Source organism: Rhodococcus sp. Q1, from assembly GCF_004153645.1.
In the GTDB taxonomy this organism is placed as follows: Bacteria; Actinomycetota; Actinomycetes; order Mycobacteriales; family Mycobacteriaceae; genus Rhodococcus; species Rhodococcus gordoniae.
Genome location: NZ_SDMJ01000003.1, coordinates 38,022 through 57,375 on the forward strand (window position 1 = coordinate 38,022; position 19,354 = coordinate 57,375).

Consider the following 19,354-nt stretch of genomic DNA (forward strand, 5'->3'; position numbering starts at 1 on the left):
CCGGCACGACGAGCGTCTCCTGAGGCTCGACGGCCCCGACGACAGCGTCGATCTCGCTGCATTCCTCGCGCGCGCCGCGCGTCTCGACGAGGCCGCCGTGGTGCGGTTGCGCCGCCGCAGCGACGGGCTGCTCGGCGTGTGGACCCGCACCGGGTTCGAGGTACTCGCGGGCCGCGTCGTCCGCGGAACCGTGGCGCCGGCCGACACCTGCGTCGCTGCCGAGTCGCTGCGGGCCGCGCTCCTCGCCGGCTCCGAACCCCGCACCGAGGTGGACCCGGGTTGGGCGATGGATTCCGCATGGCGCGGGGCACTGCCGCCGGACGACGGTTACGTCCACGTCGACGACGTGCCGGCGCGAGTCCTCGTCGAACTCGCGCAGCGCGGTGTCGCGCTCACCCGTGAGCACGGTGCGCAGGGACCCCCGGCGTCGTTGCTGGCCCAGGAAGTTCTCGAGGTGAGCGGCGCCGGAACGACGGTGGGCGTGCCGATGCGCATGGTGTTCGCGCTCGGTGCGATGGGTTTCGTGCCCGGTGCCGGTCGCGACACCGTCGACTCGGCCGGCATCGACCCTGCCGAGGTGGTCCGGGTCCGTGCGTCCGCCACATGGATGCGCCTCGACGCCCGCTACGGTTCGGTCTACCTGCGGCGCGGCGGCGGGCTCGGTCTGAGCGTCCTCTGAGGGTCGTCACACCAGCCAGACGGCGGTATCCGGTGGCAGTTCGCGTCCGGTGAGCGTCCGGCTCGCGAGCAGCACCTCTCCGGGTGGCAGTTCGACCGCGACGTCGCCGGCGTTGAGTACGCACGTCAGGCCGCCGGGGCGACGGAACGCCAGGAACCCCGCCGGGCTTCCGTACCAGGCGACCTCGTTGCCGTCGAATTCCGTTCGCTCCTTGCGGATCTCGATCGCCCTGCGGTACAGCGAGAGCGTCGAGTCCACGTCCTCGAGTTGCGTCTCCACGGTCAGCGCCGACCATTCCGGAGGTTGCGGGAGCCACGCGGACTGCGCGGAGGTGAATCCGAACGGCGGCGTCCCACCCTCCCACGGCAGCGGCACGCGGCACCCGTCGCGTCCGCGTTCGGTGTGCCCGGATCGTTCCCACACCGGATCCTGCAGCACCTCGTCGGGCAGGTCGACGTTGGGCAGCCCCAGTTCGGCGCCGTTGTAGACGAACACCGCCCCAGGAAGAGCGAGGGCGACGAGGATCATCGCGCGTGCTCGTGCCGTCCCGAGCTCACCGTCTCCGTAGCGGGTGACCTCACGGTCCACGTCGTGGTTCGACAGGGTCCACGTCGGTGAGGCCTGCACCGACGTCACTGCGGCCAGGCCCTTCTCGACGGCACCGCGGATGGCGTCGGCGTCCCAGTCCGACAACGTCAGGTGGAAGTCGAAGGCGAGGTGGAGTTCGTCCGGTCGCAGGTACTCGGCGAACCGTTCGTGGTCGTCGACCCAGATCTCACCGATCGCCACCGCGCCCGGGTACTCGTCGAAGACCCGCCGGAGCCGGCGGTGGATGTCGTGGACCTCGGGATTGTTGAACCGCGGGTCGGCGGGGGAGTGCCCGAGCAGTTCGTTGGTCTCCCACCCGTCGTGATCGGGCAGGTCTGCCGGCTTCGCCATGCCGTGGGCGACGTCGATCCGGAAACCGTCCACGCCCCGGTCCAGCCAGAATCGCAGGGTCGTGCCGAGATCCTCGACGACCTCTTCGTCGTCCCAGTCGAGATCGGGCTGCCCGGGTGCGAACACGTGCAGATACCACTGACCCGGCGTGCCGTCGGGTTCGGTGATGCGGGTCCAGGCAGGGCCACCGAAGACGCTCGGCCAGTTGTTCGGTGGTGTGTTGCCGTCCGGACCCCGGCCGTCCCGGAAATGGAACCGTCGTCGTTCGCGGCTGCCCGGCCCTGCCTCGAGTGCTGCCCGGAACCACCGATGTTCGACGCTGACATGGTTCGGTACGAGGTCCATCACCACCCGGATCCCGCGTGCATGGGCGTCGGCGACCAGTGCCTCGAGATCGCCGAGATCCCCGAACAGCGGGTCGATGTCGCGGGGGTCGGACACGTCGTAGCCGTGATCGGCCATCGGCGAACGCATCACCGGGTTGAGCCAGATCGCGTCGATTCCGAGGAGTTCGAGATAACCCAGGCGGCTGCGTATACCCGCGAGATCGCCGATGCCGTCACCGTTCGCGTCGGCGAACGAGCGGGGATAGACCTGGTAGAAGACCGCGTTACGCCACCACGGCGCCGTCGGGTCGCCTCGTCCGGAGGTCGGTGCTGCGTGGTGGGCCACGGGACTCATCGTGTCAGACGACAGGGCGAAAGGCAGGGCGAACAGTGCCCGCGGCCGTTCCGCCGGGACCGGGCCGCATGATAGGACGAACGGCATGAATACGACATCGATCGTCGCGGTCCGGCTGGACGACGTGGAGTTGCGCGACGACCCGATCAACCCTGCGTGGATCCACGAGGGCGCCCCGGTGGCGCGCAGCGGTCAGTGGGCGACCAGCGCCGACCGCACCACCACTACACATGTGTGGGACTGCACCGCGGGTCGCTTCGACTGGCATTTCGGCGTCGACGAGATCGTCCACATCGTGGAGGGCTCGGTGATCGTCTCGTCCGCCGACTCCGAACCCCGCACGCTGCGGGCCGGGGACGCCGCGCTCTTCCGTGCGGGGACCACCGCGCTGTGGGAGGTCCCCGAGTACGTGCGCAAGCACGCCGTCCTGCGTCGCCACCTGTCGCCCGTGGCGCGGTTCACCCAGAAGGTGGAGGACCGCCTGCGCCGGACGCTGGGCCGCTGATCTCTAGACAGGCGAGTTCATCATCGAGTCGGCGGCCATGTTCATGTAGTCGACGAGCTGTCGACGATGTTCGTCGTCGAGTGTCGTCTCCTCTATCGACGCGATCGCGGTGTGCATGCATCGCAACCAGGCGTCGCGCTCGAGCGGCCCGATCCGGAACGGGTGGTGGCGCATGCGCAGCCGCGGGTGCCCTCGTTCCTCGGAGTAGGTGCGCGGGCCGCCCCAGTACTGCTCCAGGAACATCCGCATGCGCCGCTCGGCCGGACCGAGATCCTCCTCGGGGTACAGGGGCCGGACGATCTCGTCCCGTGCCACCTCTTCGTAGAACCGCGCCGTGATCCGACGGAACGTCTCGGCGCCACCGACCGCGTCGTAGAAGGTCTGCTCGTCACTCATCTGTATTCGTTCACCGTCCCTCTCGACCGTCCATTGTGCCCGCTCGCGACACCACCCCGTCCGACGAGCCGGGCCCGCCGGGAGCGACACCGGATGTTCACCGACCCGACCTGGACCGGTCCACTGATTCCGGGTGCGATTCGGGAGCATCCGTGGTCCACTGTTCCCAGTCTTTTCGGAGGTCGTATGAAGCACAGCAGCAGCTCGCATCGACAACTCCCGCCCGCGGACGCCCCTGCAGGGGTGCCGGGGGCCACCACACTGCGCGTGGTGCACGACAGCACCGCGACGGTACCCGACTGGTTGAAACGTCGAGTGTTGCTGCTCAACGCCACCTACGAGCCGCTCACCGCCCTGCCCGCCCGCAGGGCCGTGGTCCTGATGGCCGGGGGCAAGGCCGATACCGTGCACGACGATCCGCTCGCCCCGCTCGTGCGGTCGGCCGAATGGTCGCTGCAACTGCCGTCCGTGATCCGTCTGCGCAGCTACGTGCGCGTTCCGTATCACGCGCGGGTGCCGCTCACCCGGGCCGCGCTCATGCACCGCGACCGGAACCGGTGTGCCTACTGCGGGGGCAAGGCCGAGACGATCGATCACGTCGTGCCGCGCAGCCGCGGCGGCGAGCACACCTGGGAGAACTGCGTCGCATGCTGCGCGCCGTGCAACCACCGCAAGGCCGACAAGCTGCTCACCGAACTCGGATGGGACCTGCGGGTGGTGCCGAACCCGCCGAAGGGCCGGCACTGGCGCCTGCTCGCCACCCTGCCCGAGTTGCACCCCACCTGGCTGCCCTATCTGGGGGAGGGTGCGGCCTGATCGGGGTCGTTCTCCGGGGCGTATGAGGCCTTTCGGGCTCGGCTGGGCTAACGTTTGGCTGTGAGCATTCTCGAGACAACCCTGATCTTCGTCGGCATCCCGCTGCTGATCGTCTTGGTCTTCGGTGGGCTGTCCTTCGTCATGAGCAAGTACCCGGGCTCCACGCCGTCGGACGACCCGTACACGCTCGACCGGAAATGGGAGCACGAGCCGCTCCTGTGGACCGCGACCGACGAATCGACCCATCCCTGGAAATACCCGCATCATGGTCACGGTCATGCCGCTCTGACCTCGGCGGAGCTGATCGGAGGTACCGCAAGTGGCAAGTGGTGACGTGATCCGGCGTCCGGCCGTCGCGCCGGAGAACCTGCCGCACGGTGCGGCACTCACCGCGAGCGGACGCATCTCCGCGGTGCGCGGTCTCGGCCAGGCATTCACGGGTGCGCCGTTCAAGGACCGCGACCTCATCATCCTCGACGACACGCTCACGCACGCCGTGCGGATCACCCATGTGCGCTTCACCGTGTACATCGGCGACGACGTGAATCCGGCCGCGGCGACCGACGCCCTGCTGCCGACGACGCCGGACGCCGACAACTCGGTGCTCATCGCCGTCTTCCCGAACCAGCGGAGCATCGAGGTCCGCTCGGGCCGCACCGCCGCCGACCGCGCCACCGATCGTGTGCTGCAGCTCGGCATCACCGCGGCCGTGTCGTCCTTCGGTCAAGGGAATCTGCTCGACGGCATCACCAGCGCCGTCCGCGTCATCGCGAACGCCATGGTCGCTCCCTGATCCGGAGCCCACGACCATCTATGGCCCGCTGCCGCTCCGTGACGGAGAGGCAGCGGGCCACAGTCGTTCGGTGAGGTCGGTGCGTCAGGACGCGTCGAACGCGCGCGCCTTCAACGAGCGCACGACCCCGGCACGACCCTCGACGACGAGCCGGCGCAGGGCCGGCGGATGGTCGCCGGCGAGGAACTCGTCTGCCGCCGCCACCGATTGCTCACCGATCGACCACGACGGGTAGAGACCGATCACGACGGTCTGCGCAACCTCGCTCGAGCGGCGCTCCCACACCCCCGGCACCTCCGCGAAGTACCGTGCTACATACGGCTCGAGGAGTTCTCCTTGACCGGCGGGAGCGAAACCGCCGATCACGGCGCGTGCCGTGATGTTCGGGACGCTGTCGTCGTGCACGACCGTCTGCCACACCTGTTCCTTGACCGCCTCCTGCGGACGTGCCGCGCGGGCAGCCGCCGCCTGACGGGCACCCGCGGCCGTCGGGTCGCGTTCGGCCTCCGCGTCGATGAACGGCGACTCGACGCCCTCGGCGTCCACCTCACCCGCCGCGGCGAGCGCCTGGACGATCCGCCAGCGCAGATCGGTGTCGACCGTCAGCCCCGGCAGGCCGACCGTCGCCGGATCGGCGCCCAGCAGCTCCTCGAGCACCTCGGTGTGCCAGGGTGACAGGTACGCGGTGGTCAGCGCGTTGACGAACGCGAGCTGATGGTCGGAGCCGGCGTCGGACTCGCGGGCGAGCTCGAGCAGACGGTTGGCGAAGTCCGCCCGGCCCTGCTCCGCGGCCCAGGACGGATCGGCGTAGCTCTCCAGCGCGGTGTGCGCCTGCATGAGCAGACGCTGGACGACACCGACCTCGGTCTCGGCGGCGATACCGCGCTGCACGAGGGCGACGAAATCGCGCGCCTTCATCTCGGCCTGACGGGTCATCTCCCACGCCGCCGACCACACCAGGGTGCGCGGCAGCGACTCGGCGATGTCGCCGACCCGGTCGATGACGGTCGCGAGCGACTCCTCGTCGAGCCGCACCGAGCAGTACGTCAGGTCGTCGTCGTTGACGAGGACGAACGCGCCGCGCGGCACGCCCACCAGATCGGGGACCTCGGTGCGCTCGGCGGCGTCGACGTCGATCTCCACGCGGTGCGTGCGGACGAGCGTGCCGGAGCCGTCTTCGTCGTACACACCGATCGCGAGGCGGTGCACGCGGAACTCACCGGCGCCGGGCTGGGCACCTTCCTGCACCACCGCGAAACGCGTGAAGCGTCCCTGGTCGTCGACCTCGAAGTCCGGTCGCAGGATGTTCAGGCCGGTGGTCTTGAGCCACTGGGCGCCCCAGTCCGACAGGTCGCGGCCGGAGGACTTCTCGAGCGCGGCGAGCAGGTCGTCGAAAGTGGCGTTGCCGTAGGCGTGATCGCGGAAGTACTCGCGCAGACCCGCGAGGAAGGGCTCCTGCCCGACATAGGCGACGAGCTGCTTGAGCACCGACGCGCCCTTGGCGTAGGTGATGCCGTCGAAATTGACCTCCACCGCGGCGAGGTCGGGGATGTCGGCGGCGATCGGGTGGGTGGACGGCAGCTGGTCCTGCCGGTACGCCCACGATTTCTCCACGTTCGCGAAAGTCGTCCACGCGTTGGTGTACTCGGTGTCCGAGGCCTGGCACAGCACCGACGCGAACGTCGCGAACGACTCGTTGAGCCACAGGTCGTCCCACCAGCGCATGGTGACGAGGTCGCCGAACCACATGTGTGCCATCTCGTGCAGGACGGTCTCGGCGCGCCGCTCGTAGGAGTAGCGGGTGACCTTGGACCGGAAGACGTAGTCCTCCAGGAAGGTCACCGCACCGGCGTTCTCCATCGCTCCGGCGTTGAACTCGGGCACGAACAACTGGTCGTACTTGCCGAAGGCGTAAGGGATCCCGAAGTTGGCGTGGTAGAAGCCGAATCCCTGCTTGGTCTCGGTGAACAACCGGTCGGCGTCCATGTACTCCGCGAGCGACGCGCGGCAGAAGATGCGCAGCGGGATGGTGCCGTGCTCGTCGGTGTACTCGTCGGACCACACCGCGTACGGACCGGCGATCAGCGCGACGAGGTAGGTGCTCATACGCGGGGTGGTGCGGAAGATGTGGAGACCCGGCTGCGCGGCCGCCGTCTGCACGGTGTCGGCATTGGAGATCACGGCCCAGTCCTGCGCCGCGGTGACCCTCAGATCGAAGGTGGCCTTGAGGTCGGGCTGATCGAAGCACGCGAACATCCGCTTGGCGTCGGCCGTTTCGAACTGCGAGTACAGGTACACAGCGTCGTCGGTGGGGTCGACGAACCGGTGCAGGCCTTCGCCGGTGTTCGTGTACAGGCAGTCGGCGTCGACGACGAGTTCGTTGTGGGCGGCGAGCCCGGTGAGGGTGATGCCGCTCTCCTCGGAGTATCCGGACACGTCCACGGGTTCGCCGTTGAGCGTCGCCGAGTGCACCGTCTTCGCGATGAGGTCGATGAACGTCGAGGCACCCTCGGTGGCGTCGAAGCGGACGGTGGTCACCGACCGGAACGTCGTGGTGCCCGGCCCGCCGGCACCGTCGGTGAGGTCCAGTTCGATGCTGTAGTTGTCGACGGACAGGATCGCGGCCCGTTCGGCGGCCTGCTCGCGGGTCAGATTCGGTGGTGCCACGGGAGAACTCCTTCTCACGACGGAATGTCGGTCGGCGTCCATCCCATCATGATCGGCGGACCCTCACGGAGCGACGTCGGACAACGGCACCGTGGTGTCCGCCAGACGGTCGGCGTCGACGGGCCGGCCGGAGGTGATGAGAGCGCGGATGTCGTCGCCGGCATCCCAGATGTTCACGTTCATCCCCGCCCGCACCCGATGCTCGTCGTCGAGCCAGAACGCGAGGAATTGCAGTCCGGTGACGTCGCCGCGGGTGACCACTCGCGCATCGGGCGGAGCGAGCCCGACATATTCCATGCCGAGGTCGTACTGGTCGGTGAAGAAGTAAGGGAGCCGGTCGTAGGCTGCCTCGCGTCCGAGCATCGTCGCGGCCGCGACAGCCGGCTGGTTCAGGGCGTTCGCCCAGTGTTCGACCCGCACCCGGCTGCGAAGGAGCGGATGGTCCACCGACGCGATGTCGCCGACCGCCACGATGTCCGGATCGCTCGTGCGCAGCGACGCGTCGACGAGCACACCGTCGTCGACCGCGAGCCCGGCGTCGCGGGCGAGGTCGATGTTCGGTTGCGCCCCGACGGCGACGAGCACGGCGTCGGCGGGCACCACACTGCCGTCGCCGAACCGGATTCCGCTCGCGCGCCCGTCGTACGCGACGATCTCGCGCACCGAGGTGCTCGTGCGCAGATCGACGCCGTGTGCGCGGTGCAGGTCGGCGAAGACCGCTCCCATCTCCTCACCGAGTGCCCCGAGCAGCGGCTGCTTCGCGGACTCCGCGACCACCACGCCCGCACCACGGCCGCGGGCGTTCGCGGCGATCTCCATGCCGATCCATCCGGCCCCGATGACGGCCAGCCATCCCGCGTGGTCGGTCTCACCGTGGATCGCGGCGAGCAACGCATCGGAATCCTCGACGGTGCGCATGACGTACACGCGCTCGGCGTCGGCGCCGGGAATCGGGACCGTGCGGGGCGTCGAGCCCGTTGCGAGAGCGAGCTTGTCGTAGCGCAGCGTCGATCCGTCGGGCAGCGTCACGGTGTGGGCGGCCGGATCGATCGCGGTGACCTTCGTGCCGAGCAACAGTTCGACACGGTGATCGCGGTACCAGTCGCCGTCGTGCACCGTGAAGTCGGCAAGCTGCTTGCGTCCGGCGAAGTAGTCCTTCGACAAGGGTGGTCGCTCGTAGGGCAGATGCTCCTCCGCGCCGATGAGCAGGATGCGCCCGGGACAGTCGCGGGCGCGCAGTTCCTCCGCCAGCCTGGCGCCGGCCAGACCCGCGCCGACGATCAGAAACGTTTCCTCACCCGACATCGTGGTGCCTCCACTGAGATGCGTGCCGGACCTGCTTCCCGGGTCCGACGTTACGGGTACGGCACACCTTCCGGCCCGGTTCGGGAAGAATCGGCGACGGAGCCGTGTTGTACACCTTCGGTAGTTGCCCGGCTCCGTACCGAACTCTTGTGAGGAGATCTCTTGAGCGATCCGACTGTCGCGTCCGCGACCGGCAAGGACACCGCCGACTTCTGGTTCGATCCGCTGTGCCCGTGGTGCTGGATCACCTCGCGCTGGATCCTCGAGGTCACGAAGGTGCGCGATATCGAGGCGCGTTTCCACGTGATGAGCCTGGCCGTGCTCAACGAGGGTCGCGACCTGCCCGACGACTACGCCGAGTTGATGACGAAGGCGTGGGGCCCGGTGCGCGTGGCGATCGCCGCAGCGCAGAAGTACGGCGACGACATCCTCTCCCCGCTGTACACCGCGATGGGCACCCGCATCCACAACGAGGGCAACAAGGACTTCGCGGACGTGATCGCCGCGTCGCTCGCCGAACTCGACCTCGATGCCTCGCTGGCCGAGGCCGCCGACAGTGACGCCTACGACGAGGCCCTGCGCACGAGCCACCACGCCGGCATGGACAAGGTGGGCCAGGACGTCGGTACCCCCACGATCCACGTCAACGGCATCGCCTTCTTCGGTCCCGTCCTGTCGAAGATCCCGCGCGGCGAAGAGGCCGGGAAGGTGTGGGACGGCGTGGTCGCCCTCGCGTCCTACCCGCACTTCTTCGAACTCAAGCGCAGCCGCGACGAGGAGCCCGACTTCTCCTGACCGGGTGTGGCCGTGGCGCTCGGTAGAGTGCCACGGCGTGTCGAACGAACATGTGGTCCGGCCGGCGACGGTGCGCGATATCGAGCAGGCGACGGCAACGCTCGGACGAGCGTTCCGCGACTATCCGTTCACCCGCTACACCGTCGACGGCCGCGACCACGAGGCCCGCGTCCGCGACCTGCAGGGGCTCTACCTCACCGAGATCGGCATGCGGTGCGGCAGGGTGTGGGTCTCCGACGACGTCGACGCGGTGGCAGTGTGGACGACGCCCCGTTCCACCGGGCTCGAGGAGGCGTTCGCCTCCGTCGCCGATCGGGTGACCGAACTGCGCGGCGATCGTGCCCGCGCCGCCGAACTCGCCGAGCAGGCCACCGCAGGACTGCAGCCGAGCGAACCCGTGTGGTTCCTGGCCACGGTAGGCGTCGATCCCGCCTCGCAGGGACGCGGCCTGGGACGGGCCGTCCTCGAACCCGGACTCCGCGCGGCCGAGGAACACGGGGCCGCGGCCTGCCTGGAGACCTCGTCGGAAGCGAACGTCGCCCTCTACGAACGTCTCGGCTTCGTCGTCACCGGTGTCGTCGAGCTGCCGGACGACGGCCCGAGGGTCTGGGCGATGCGCCGCTGACCCGGGGGCGGGGGACGCTACGCCCCGCCGAGAACAACGGGTTGGAGTACGCGCCGAGTCGGGTGCGGTACGAGGCCGGTTACGGCGCCGAGTTCCAGCACGAGTCGACGAGCTTCGGCCTCCGTGGCGCCCACCGGCGTGACACCCGGTGCGACGGCAGTGGGTGTGCAGGGATGTGTCGGGCTCTCGTTAGACTTCTGGCCATGCGCGTTTACCTGGGAGCCGACCATGCGGGCTTCGAACGGAAGAATGAGATCGTCGAGCACCTGAAGAAGAACGGCCACGAGCCGATCGACTGCGGTGCGTTCGAGTACGACGCTCTCGACGACTACCCGGCCTTCTGCATCGAGGCCGCACGGCGCACCGTCGCCGACGAAGGAAGCCTCGGCATCGTGCTCGGCGGCAGCGGTAACGGTGAGCAGATCGCCGCCAACAAGGTGCCGGGCGCCCGTTGCGCCCTGGCCTGGAGCGTCGACACCGCCAAGCTCGCGCGCGAGCACAACAACGCGCAGCTCATCGGCATCGGCGGCCGCATGCACACCCTCGAGGAGACCCTCGCGATCGTCGACGCATTCCTGTCGGCCGAGTGGTCGGACGAGGAGCGTCACCAGCGCCGCATCGACATCCTCGCCGAGTACGAGAAGACCGGCCGAGCACCGGCAGTGCCCGGCGCGCCTGCCTGATCCGTGCCCGAGGGACACATCCTGCACCGGCTCGCCCGGCTGCACCACGAGTGGTACTCGGGTGCGCCGGTGCGGGTGTCCAGTCCACAGGGGCGGTTCGCCGACGGCGCCGCAGCGGTGGACGGGCGCGTGCTGACCCACGCGGACGCGTGGGGGAAGCATCTCTTCCACCACTACGAGGGCGGTATCGCCGTCCACGTGCATCTCGGCATCTACGGGGAGTTCACCGACCGGGAGTTGCCGCTCGGCGAACCGGTCGGACAGGTGCGGATGCGGATGATCGGCGCACGCCACGGCAGCGACCTGCGCGGTCCGGCGGCGTGCGAGATACTCACCCCGGGCGAGGTCGAGGCGATCGAGGCGAGACTCGGCCCCGACCCGCTGCGTTCCGACGCCGATCCCGAACGGGCGTGGCGCCGGATCGGTAGGTCCCGCACCGCGATCGGGGCGTTGCTCATGAACCAGGCGGTGATCGCCGGGGTGGGCAACGTGTACCGGGCCGAAGTGCTGTTCCGCCACGGCATTCATCCCGAACGTCCGGGAGGCGAGTTGTCCCGCACCGAGTTCGATGCGATCTGGGAGGATCTCGTCGAGTTGATGAACGTCGGCGTGAAGCACGGGCGCATGCACGTCGTTCGACCCGAACACGACCACGGCGCACCGGCCTACGCCAGGAACAGGCCCCGGACGTACGTCTATCGGCGCGCCGGTGAACCCTGCCGTATCTGCGGGACGCCCGTGCTGCATTCGGTGATGCAGGCGCGGAACCTGTTCTGGTGCCCGGTCTGTCAGCCGCGCTGAATCAGGATCGGGATTCGTGGCCGGGCAGGGCCCGGCTCACTCAGAAGTCGAACCCGCCGAAATCGAATCCGCCGCCGTCTCCACCGCCGAACTCGCCCCCGCCGAGATCCTCACCGCCGCCGACGTCGTCGCCTCCTCCGTACTCGTCACCACCGCTGTAATCGGTGTCCGCCGACGGGTCGCCCGCACCGGATTCGAACGCCTGCGCGTCGTAGGGGACACCGGCCATCCCGGCGAACATCGAGGAGAAGAGCAGCATGGAGCCGACGCCCCACGCACCCGCGACGAGGGCCGGCTTCCACCACGGTTCCGAATACCAGCCCGCGGGAACGGGCCGCCCCGCGACGCGACCGCCCGGATAGTAGTTCGGCGTCACCGAGGACGGCGACGGCGATGCGGCGATCGTGCGGCCCTCGAAGTCGACGGTGCGCTTCTCGGTGACCTCACCCGCGGATTTCTGACCGTCGAGCGTCGGGATCTCCGGGCCCGGATCCATGCCCATCGCCAGGCGTGCCGCCCGGATGTAGTACAGACCTTCGAGGGCGGTCTGCTTCGCGAGGCGTGCCTGCATCGGTGTGTTCGCCTGCTCGATCTGGGAGCCGGCCGCGGTGAACCGTTCGGAGGCGTCCGCAAGTGCCTGACGCGAGGCGTCGTCGGTGCCGGTCAGATTGTAGATCTGGCCGCCGAGGCGCTCGATGGCCTGCCGCGCGTCGGCTCTGGCGTCGTCGAGGGTGTCGGTCCGGTGACGAGTGGTGCCCTTCTGGGCGCGGGAGACGAAGTAGACCACGGCGCCGACGGCGGCGACGATGAGCAGAAGTTCCACGGCCGATCCTTCCGGTCGGGGGATGGTCCTGTCCTCCAGCGTACCGACGGGAAGACTCACTCCCCGAGGACCGCGCGCAACCCGTCCTGCAGGCACGAGTCGAACGAATCACGATCGGGGACGGCGATGGGATCCACGGCCAGGCCCATGCAGCAGGTGTCGCGATAGGACATCGCCGACACGGTGAGCATCGCGCCGTCGGCCGCGCCGAAGCCGTAGTACCGTTCGATCTTCGCACCACCCACGTAGAGCGGTGCGTGGGAGCCGGGAAGGGTGGACACCACTACGTCCCCGGGGCCGACGGCGATGCCGGATTCCGTCGAAGACCCGGCGGAGGAGGACGCCGCCGGACTCCCGGCGGAGGGCGGGAACGAGACGTCGATCCGTCGCATGAGATCGGCCGTGTCCAGTGCGTGGAGGTCTGCCGCGTCCTCGGGGGTCATGGAGATCGCTCCGCCCTCCGGTCCCGGGACGACGACGCGCAGGCCGTCCATCGTGCGTCCGTGCCGCCGTCGGTATTCGCTGTATGCGAGGAGCATCGCCGCGGTGAAACCGCTCGGGACGCGACAGCCCGCACGTTCGCAGGCGCGTCGCAATGCGGCGAGATCCGCGTCGAGTACGTGCAACCGCGGAGCGGGGGGCGCGGACTCCTCGGCGCGGTCACCGGTACGTCCGAGCAGGGCGTTGATCAATCCGGTGCTCAGCGAGGTGAACACGTGCGCCGCGGTGCGGAACGACTCGGCACCCTGCTCGGAGACCGACCTCGCCCATGACAACATCGAGTCGGCCTGCCCGGACGCCGGCGTGGAGCCGAGGTGCCGGAGGCGGATCACGAGTGCCGATTGGCCGCCGTCCAGGCCGTCGAGCAGGGTCAGTTCCCAGCGGGGGTGCCGGAGACCGGAAGGGTCGGGCGCCGAGCGGGCGTAGGCGAGCACTTCCTCGAAACTCGCCGGGGCGGACAGCGCGACCCGGTCGAGATGCCACGGCGGATCCGAGTCGGGATGTCCGGCGCGACGCGGCGGGTCGAGGCCGAACGGAAGTTCCACCACCCGGTGCCGGAAACTTGGCGACTCGTGATTGCCGGGCGCGAGCACCGCGGCGACCCGATCCCAGTCGGGGGTGGCATCGAGAAGGATCGCGGCGACGACGGAGGAACCCGGGGAGTGGGCCCGCGCGCGGTCATCGGGGGTGTCCTTCACATGAGGGACCGTCTCATATCGTGATCGTCGGACACCTGCGCTTTGCTCTCGCTTTGCACTATCGAGTCGAAAAGGTGACACGTCGTTGCCGGCTTCGGAGTCGTCCCACATGCAGGCCGTCACGTCCGCGCACGACCTCTCCACCGGCCCACGGCCACCGCCCCCAGTCCGGCTGCGGCGATCCACGGTGCCCCCGAGACGAGCGGGTCGAGCCACTGATGGTTGACGTCGGCACGCGAACCGCGGCGCCTCGACGCCCCGCCGTGCGCGGTGATCTCCGCCCGGAGTCCGCTTTCGGTCACCGGATTGTCGGGCCGGCCCTGCATCAGGGCGCGGACGCGGCTCTCGGCGACGTCGATGCGGTCGGCGCCGATCAGGAGCAGCCAGTGCGCGGCCCGGCCTTCGCTGTACCGGCGGTAGGCGTGCCTGCGCACGGCGCCGGACAGTCCTTTCAGCGGTGCCGTGGTGCCGAACACCGGCGTGACGAAGGCGTGCTCGATGGAGCGCTCGCGGTTCTCGTAGCCCGGTTGGCGTTCGGGGAAATCCCAGTGCGCGCCGGTGGCTTCGGGAGCGAACCGTTCCTTCGGGACGGACGGGCGGTCGCGCGGATCCAGGTCGACTCCCCATCCGGGAATGCGAGCGCGCAACCGGTCGGGACTCTCGGGGGGTTCGGGCTTGTCTGCGGTGTAGGCCATGGCGGATCCTCCTCAGCTCCCGTCGGTGACGATGATCGGCTTGATACACCCGTCGAGTTTCGACGAGAACATGTGATATGCCTCCGCGATGTGTTCGAGCGGAACGCGGTGCGTGACGATGTCGTTCGGTTTCAGATAGCCGTTGCGGACGTGTTCGAACAGGCGGGGCCACTGACGTTTGACGGGGCACTGGTTCATTCGCAGCGTCAGTCCCTTGTTCAGCGCGTCCCCGAACTTCACGGCACTGAAGATCGGACCGTAGGCGCCCATCACCGAGACGGTGCCGCCCTTGCGGACACCGTCGATCGCCCAGTTCAGCGCCACCGGCGATCCGCCCTGCATCTTCAGCTTCGCAGCGGTGACGTGCTGCAGGAAGTTCCCGTCGGCCTCCGCGCCGACCGCGTCGATGGCGACGTCCGCCCCGAGATGACCGGTGATCTTCTTCAGATGGACGACGATGTCGTCGTACTCCGCGAAGTTGTAGGTCTCCGCGTGTGCGAAGGTCCGGGCCTTCTCCAGCCGGTATTCGAGGTGGTCGATCACGATGACCCGGCCGGCACCCATGAACCAGGCGGACTTCGCGGCGTAGAGGCCCACCGGCCCGGCGCCGAAGACCACAACCGTGTCGCCCTCGGCGATGTCGCCGAGCTGGGCACCGAAGTAGCCGGTCGCGAGAGCGTCGGTGAGCATCAGGGCGTCCTCGCGGTCCATCCAGTCGGGGACGAGGGTGGGGCCGACGTCGGCGAACGGCACCCGCACGAACTCCGCCTGGCCGCCGTCGTAACCCCCGCAGGTGTGCGAGTAGCCGTAGATGCCTCCGACCGCGGTCGCGTTGGGGTTGACGTTGTGACAGTTCGAGTACAACCCGCGCACGCAGAAGAAGCACGACCCGCAGAAGACGTTGAACGGGACCATGACCCGATCCCCGGGTTTCAGATTCCGCACCGACGGGCCCACCTCGTGGACGACGCCGACGAACTCGTGGCCGAACGTCGTACCGACCCGGGTATCGGGCATCATGCCGTGATAGAGATGCAGGTCGGAGCCGCAGATCGCCGCCAGTTCGACGCGGACGATCGCGTCGTTCGGATGTTCGATCCGGGGGATGTCCTTCTCTTCGACGCGAACCCGGTACGGGCCGCGATAGACCATCGCGCGCACTTGTGCTCCCTCGTCGTCGTTCGTGTCGACGCGGATACCCGACACGGGAGCTGTCAAACGACGGTGTGCGCCGGGCAGCCCGCGACCGGGCGACTCACATCGCCGGCACGTCGGGTGCCGGGTGGGCGCCCCCGGACACGGTGTGCGCCCACGGCTCGGCCACGAACTGCCGTGTCAGGGCGTCGACGACATCGGCGGGGTCGTGGCGGCGTCCGAATGCGCGGCGTTGCAGCATCGCGCCGGTGCCGCGCGAGAAGATCTTCTCCGACATCTTCACCGTGCGGCGATAGTCCCCCGTCTCCTCCAGTTGGGGCCGGATGTGCCGGAGGAGAGTGGCGAACGACTGTCGTGAGGTCGTCGTCCGTCCCGTCGACACGTCGATCGCGCGCCCTCCCGGTCCCTCGCGCGCAGCGCACAGATATGCGGCGCGGAGGACTTCGTCGGGGACCGGGGGAGCGGCCATGCCTGCCCGTACGTCCCGTTCGGCCGTGGCGACGAGCGCACGCACGACGGTCGCCATGAGCACTGTTTCGTCGACGGTCGCCGGGACATCGCTCACCCGCACCTCGACGGTGGGAAGATGCGCGGACGGACGCACGTCCCAATAGACCATGCCCGGATCGAGGATGTTGCCGCTCTCGATCATGATGTCCACGACGGAATCGAAGTGTTCCACCGACGTGAAACGAGGTGGGGGACCCGAGCACGGCCATCGGCCGGCGACGATCGCGCGCCAGCTCGCGTATCCGGTGTCCCGGCCCCGGTACAACGGTGAGTTGGCCGTCGAGGCCAGCAGGGCGGGCAACCACAACCGGACGTGATTGCACACATGGACCGCGATCTCCCGGTCTGCCACGCCGACATGGACGTGGCAACCGCAGACCTCCTGCTCCTCGACCAGCCGTCCGTAGCGCTCCGCCATCGTCCGGTACCTGGGCACGTCCGTCACAGGTGCGAGCGGCTGAACCGTCGGCGATGCCCCCGCCGCCAGCAGACCCACACCGCACTGCACGGCCGCAGCGGCGGCCGTGGCCCTGGCCTCGAGGACGCGGGCCCGCAACTCGGTCGAGCTGCGGCAGACCGGCGTGTTCACCTCGATCTGGATCCGCTTGAGTTCGTAGTCCATCCGGGCGCCGAGCCTCCGGCCGGCGGCCACGACGGCCTCGTTGCTCTCGGTGAGACACTCCGAGGTCGTGTCGACGAGGAAGAACTCCTCCTCGACCCCGACGGTCGGACCGGAATCCGTTGCCCCGGGGCTCGCGACGGCCGCGAGGTCGAAGGATGTCGATGCCGGGCGCCGAGTCATCGCCGCCTCCCTTACTTCGCGAGGCGCCCTCGATGCGGGCGGGTGCCGTGGGGTGACGCCGGCGCCTTCTCGACCGACCACGGCCTACGGGTGAGACGAGAAATTGCTGGATCTCGCACCATGGTTGCACGGAAACGGTGTTCCCCCTTCGCGATCACCGAAATGCCGGACGTTCGCGGTGGAAACCTCCGGAGTCGGGACCGACCGGAGCCGATCCCGACTCCGGCCGGCCGGAGACGGGACGGTGCCGGGCTGTCGACACCCCCCTGCGGTGTCACCCGACGACGTCCCGCCCGTTCGTGGTCACGTCCGTTCGTGGAGGTGACGCAGGATCGCGGCGCGGTGGTCCCACGAGGTCGTCGGAATGCGGGTGCACGAGGGGGCGACTCGCACGGTGTCGGTGCGGCAACGGTGCCGTGGGTCGAAGCGGAAGCGGACTGCAGCCGAGATCGCATTCGAACGACTCGTGGTGGGCTGCTTCTCAACCTCGACCGCATGATGACACTCATCCGGCACTGTGTCCAGGAACGACGGGATACGTGCGGAGGCCGCCGATCGGCCGAACCTCCGGAAACGACGAACTCCCGCCGATGCGGTGCGCAATCGGCGGGAGTTCGTGGTGTCGTGGTCCCGGACAGGATCCACGACCCTCATGGAGGGGATGACGGGAATCGAACCCGCGTAGCCAGTTTGGAAGACTGGGGCTCTACCATTGAGCTACATCCCCGTTGGGCTGCGGCGCCGGTGGTCGACCGGTGCTGCGGCTTGCGAGATGAGACTGTACCGGACCTCGCTTTGGATTTCATAATCGGGGGGCCGTAGGATTCTGCGATGGGTCCCGCGGGTCGATTGCGGTGCCTTCACGACCGGGATGTGGCGCAGCTTGGTAGCGCATCCGCTTTGGGAGCGGAGGGTCGCAGGTTCGAATCCTGTCATCCCGACCAGATCGAACAGCGTCAGCGCGCTCAGTAGTGAACGAACGACCGACAAGAGAGCACGACAGAAGGAGCATGTCCGTGAAGAGCACCGTCGAGCAGCTGAGCCCGACGCGAGTCCGTATCAATGTTGAGGTGCCCTTCGAGGAGCTCCAGCCTGATTTCGACCGCGCTTTCAAGGCCCTCGCAGGCCAGGTTCGCATCCCGGGTTTCCGTCCCGGTAAGGCTCCTCGCAAGATCCTCGAGGCCCGCGTCGGCCGCGGCGCCGTCCTGGACCAGGTCATCAACGAGGCCATCCAGAGCCGTTACAGCGAGGCCGTGACCGCGAACGACGTCAAGGTCATCAGCCAGCCCGAGATCGACGTCACCAAGCTCGAGGACAACGTCGAGCTGGCGTTCACCGCCGAGGTCGACGTCCGACCCGAGATCACCCTCCCCGACTTCTCCGAGATCGCCGTCACCGTCGATCCCGTCGAGATCACCGACGAGGACATCGCCGAGCAGCTGCTGTCGCTGCGTCAGCGTTTCGGCACCCTGACGGGTGTGGAGCGTCCGGTGCAGGACGGCGACTTCGTCTCCATCGACCTGTCCGCGACGGTCGACGGCAACGAGGTTCCCGAGGCCGCCACCGAGGGCCTGTCGCACGAGGTCGGCTCCGGCCAGCTCATCGACGGCCTCGACGAGGCGATCATCGGCCTGTCGGCAGGCGAGTCGAAGGAGTTCACCTCCACGCTGGTCGCCGGCGAGTACGCCGGTAAGGAAGCCGTCGTCACCGTCAAGGTCAACACCGTCAAGCAGCGCGAGCTGCCCGAGGCCGACGACGAGTTCGCGCAGCTCGCGAGCGAGTTCGACACCATCGGCGAACTCGAGGCCGACCTCCGCGAGCGCGTCGAGCGCGTCAAGCAGGTCGAGCAGGCCGGACAGATCCGCGACAAGGTCCTCGAGGCCCTCCTCGAGACCGTCGAGATCCCGGTCCCCGAGGCCGCCGTCCAGGCCGAGGTCGACAGTGCGCTGCACGACGCGATCCACGAGCTCGGTCACGACGAGACCAAGCTGAACGAGCTGCTCGAGGGCCAGGGGTCGAGCCGTGAGGAGTTCGACAAGGAGGCACGCGAGTCCGCCGAGCGTTCGGTGAAGACCCAGCTGCTCCTCGACGCGATCGCCGAGGCGGAGAACACCACGGTCGAGCAGCAGGAGCTCACCGAGCGCATCTTCTTCCAGGCGCAGCGCTACGGCATCCCGCCGGAGCAGTTCATCCAGCAGATCAGCCAGGCCAACCAGCTCGGTGCCGTCTTCGCGGACGTCCGCCGTGGCAAGGCGCTCGGCACCGTCGTCGATCGCGCCACCGTGACCGACACCACGGGTGCGACCGTCGACACCGGTGAGCTGTTCGGCACGAAGAACGACGACGCCGCGGACGAGAACGCCGAGGCGGAGACCACCGAGGACTCGGCCTCCGAGTAGTCGGACGAGCCGCGGAGATTCGAGATCCGACGGACACGAATTTCCGCTTTGAGCGAAGAGGGGCGGCACCGGGCATCCGGTGCCGC

19 protein-coding genes and 2 tRNA genes are annotated in these 19,354 nt (G+C 68.7%); 11 read left to right on the plus strand and 10 right to left on the minus strand.

Features of this window, described 5'->3' with window-relative positions; translation table 11 throughout:
- Nucleotides 1-19 precede the first annotated feature (19 nt).
- Nucleotides 20-679: a hypothetical protein gene (locus EQ874_RS08670; protein WP_129976901.1), complete on the plus strand. Its 660-nt coding sequence runs from the start codon at nt 20-22 to the stop codon at nt 677-679.
- Between the two features lie 6 nt (nt 680-685).
- On the opposite strand, the gene EQ874_RS08675 is transcribed toward EQ874_RS08670, so the two are convergent.
- Complete coding sequence (locus tag EQ874_RS08675; protein WP_242496698.1) at nt 686-2,290, minus strand: glycoside hydrolase family 13 protein; 1,605 nt, start codon at nt 2,288-2,290, stop codon at nt 686-688.
- A gap of 94 nt (nt 2,291-2,384) precedes the next feature.
- Between EQ874_RS08675 and EQ874_RS08680 the strand changes: the two genes are divergently transcribed.
- Entirely contained in the window at nt 2,385-2,804 is a 420-nt protein-coding gene (locus tag EQ874_RS08680; RefSeq protein WP_129976546.1) for a cupin domain-containing protein, read from the plus strand.
- Nucleotides 2,805-2,807: 3 nt separating this feature from the next.
- On the opposite strand, the gene EQ874_RS08685 is transcribed toward EQ874_RS08680, so the two are convergent.
- Nucleotides 2,808-3,200, minus strand: coding sequence for a globin (locus tag EQ874_RS08685; protein ID WP_064063309.1), 393 nt, complete (start codon nt 3,198-3,200; stop codon nt 2,808-2,810).
- A 186-nt stretch (nt 3,201-3,386) separates the two neighbouring features.
- Here EQ874_RS08685 and EQ874_RS08690 point away from each other — a divergent pair, with 186 nt between their 5' ends.
- From EQ874_RS08690 to EQ874_RS08700, 3 genes are read left to right on the plus strand one after another with little or no spacing between them, the layout of a single operon-like run.
- Nucleotides 3,387-4,016, plus strand: a complete 630-nt coding sequence (locus EQ874_RS08690; protein WP_129976547.1) for an HNH endonuclease — start codon at nt 3,387-3,389, stop codon at nt 4,014-4,016.
- A gap of 60 nt (nt 4,017-4,076) precedes the next feature.
- Nucleotides 4,077-4,349, plus strand: a complete 273-nt coding sequence (locus EQ874_RS08695) for a membrane protein (protein ID WP_016933425.1) — start codon at nt 4,077-4,079, stop codon at nt 4,347-4,349.
- Nucleotides 4,336-4,809: a DUF5130 domain-containing protein gene (locus EQ874_RS08700; protein WP_064063312.1), complete on the plus strand. Its 474-nt coding sequence runs from the start codon at nt 4,336-4,338 to the stop codon at nt 4,807-4,809. Before EQ874_RS08695 ends, EQ874_RS08700 begins: the two co-directional genes overlap by 14 nt.
- 84 nt (nt 4,810-4,893) lie before the next feature.
- Here the strand turns inward: EQ874_RS08700 and pepN are convergent, their stop codons facing one another.
- Nucleotides 4,894-7,476, minus strand: a complete 2,583-nt coding sequence (pepN, locus tag EQ874_RS08705; RefSeq protein WP_129976548.1) for an aminopeptidase N — start codon at nt 7,474-7,476, stop codon at nt 4,894-4,896.
- Nucleotides 7,477-7,539: 63 nt separating this feature from the next.
- Nucleotides 7,540-8,781 (minus strand): FAD-dependent oxidoreductase, encoded by a 1,242-nt coding sequence (locus tag EQ874_RS08710; RefSeq protein ID WP_064063314.1) that lies wholly within the window; start codon nt 8,779-8,781, stop codon nt 7,540-7,542.
- A gap of 162 nt (nt 8,782-8,943) precedes the next feature.
- On the opposite strand from EQ874_RS08710, the gene EQ874_RS08715 reads away from it, so the two are divergent.
- The 4 genes from EQ874_RS08715 to EQ874_RS08730 all read left to right on the plus strand — a co-directional run bounded on the left by EQ874_RS08715 (nt 8,944) and on the right by EQ874_RS08730 (nt 11,685).
- A complete protein-coding gene (locus tag EQ874_RS08715) occupies nt 8,944-9,576 on the plus strand; it encodes a DsbA family protein (protein ID WP_016933429.1) in 633 nt (210 codons plus the stop codon).
- Between the two features lie 37 nt (nt 9,577-9,613).
- On the plus strand, nt 9,614-10,201 hold the full coding sequence (locus tag EQ874_RS08720; protein ID WP_064063315.1) for a GNAT family N-acetyltransferase: 588 nt from the start codon (nt 9,614-9,616) through the stop codon (nt 10,199-10,201).
- 203 nt (nt 10,202-10,404) lie between these two features.
- Nucleotides 10,405-10,884, plus strand: a complete 480-nt coding sequence (locus EQ874_RS08725) for a ribose-5-phosphate isomerase (protein WP_064063316.1) — start codon at nt 10,405-10,407, stop codon at nt 10,882-10,884.
- 3 nt (nt 10,885-10,887) lie between these two features.
- Entirely contained in the window at nt 10,888-11,685 is a 798-nt protein-coding gene (locus EQ874_RS08730) for a DNA-formamidopyrimidine glycosylase family protein (RefSeq protein ID WP_129976549.1), read from the plus strand.
- A 40-nt stretch (nt 11,686-11,725) separates the two neighbouring features.
- Here the strand turns inward: EQ874_RS08730 and EQ874_RS08735 are convergent, their stop codons facing one another.
- From EQ874_RS08735 to EQ874_RS08760, 6 genes are all read right to left on the minus strand, one after another.
- A complete protein-coding gene (locus EQ874_RS08735) occupies nt 11,726-12,508 on the minus strand; it encodes a DUF1542 domain-containing protein (protein ID WP_129976550.1) in 783 nt (260 codons plus the stop codon).
- A 56-nt stretch (nt 12,509-12,564) separates the two neighbouring features.
- Nucleotides 12,565-13,707, minus strand: coding sequence for a wax ester/triacylglycerol synthase domain-containing protein (locus tag EQ874_RS08740; RefSeq protein ID WP_129976551.1), 1,143 nt, complete (start codon nt 13,705-13,707; stop codon nt 12,565-12,567).
- A gap of 119 nt (nt 13,708-13,826) precedes the next feature.
- Entirely contained in the window at nt 13,827-14,402 is a 576-nt protein-coding gene (locus tag EQ874_RS08745) for a hypothetical protein (RefSeq protein ID WP_016935058.1), read from the minus strand.
- Between the two features lie 12 nt (nt 14,403-14,414).
- Nucleotides 14,415-15,563 carry a zinc-dependent alcohol dehydrogenase gene (locus tag EQ874_RS08750; protein ID WP_026003493.1) on the minus strand — a complete coding sequence of 383 codons (1,149 nt, stop codon included), beginning with the start codon at nt 15,561-15,563 and terminating at the stop codon, nt 14,415-14,417.
- 94 nt (nt 15,564-15,657) lie between these two features.
- Nucleotides 15,658-16,869 (minus strand): glutamate--cysteine ligase, encoded by a 1,212-nt coding sequence (locus EQ874_RS08755; protein ID WP_129976552.1) that lies wholly within the window; start codon nt 16,867-16,869, stop codon nt 15,658-15,660.
- Nucleotides 16,870-17,522: 653 nt separating this feature from the next.
- A tRNA-Gly gene (locus EQ874_RS08760) sits at nt 17,523-17,596 on the minus strand.
- A gap of 140 nt (nt 17,597-17,736) precedes the next feature.
- On the opposite strand from EQ874_RS08760, the gene EQ874_RS08765 reads away from it, so the two are divergent.
- Both EQ874_RS08765 and tig read left to right on the plus strand, forming a co-directional pair.
- Nucleotides 17,737-17,813 (plus strand) — tRNA-Pro (locus tag EQ874_RS08765).
- A gap of 72 nt (nt 17,814-17,885) precedes the next feature.
- Nucleotides 17,886-19,268, plus strand: coding sequence for a trigger factor (gene tig, locus EQ874_RS08770; protein ID WP_347400867.1), 1,383 nt, complete (start codon nt 17,886-17,888; stop codon nt 19,266-19,268).
- Nucleotides 19,269-19,354 lie beyond the last annotated feature (86 nt).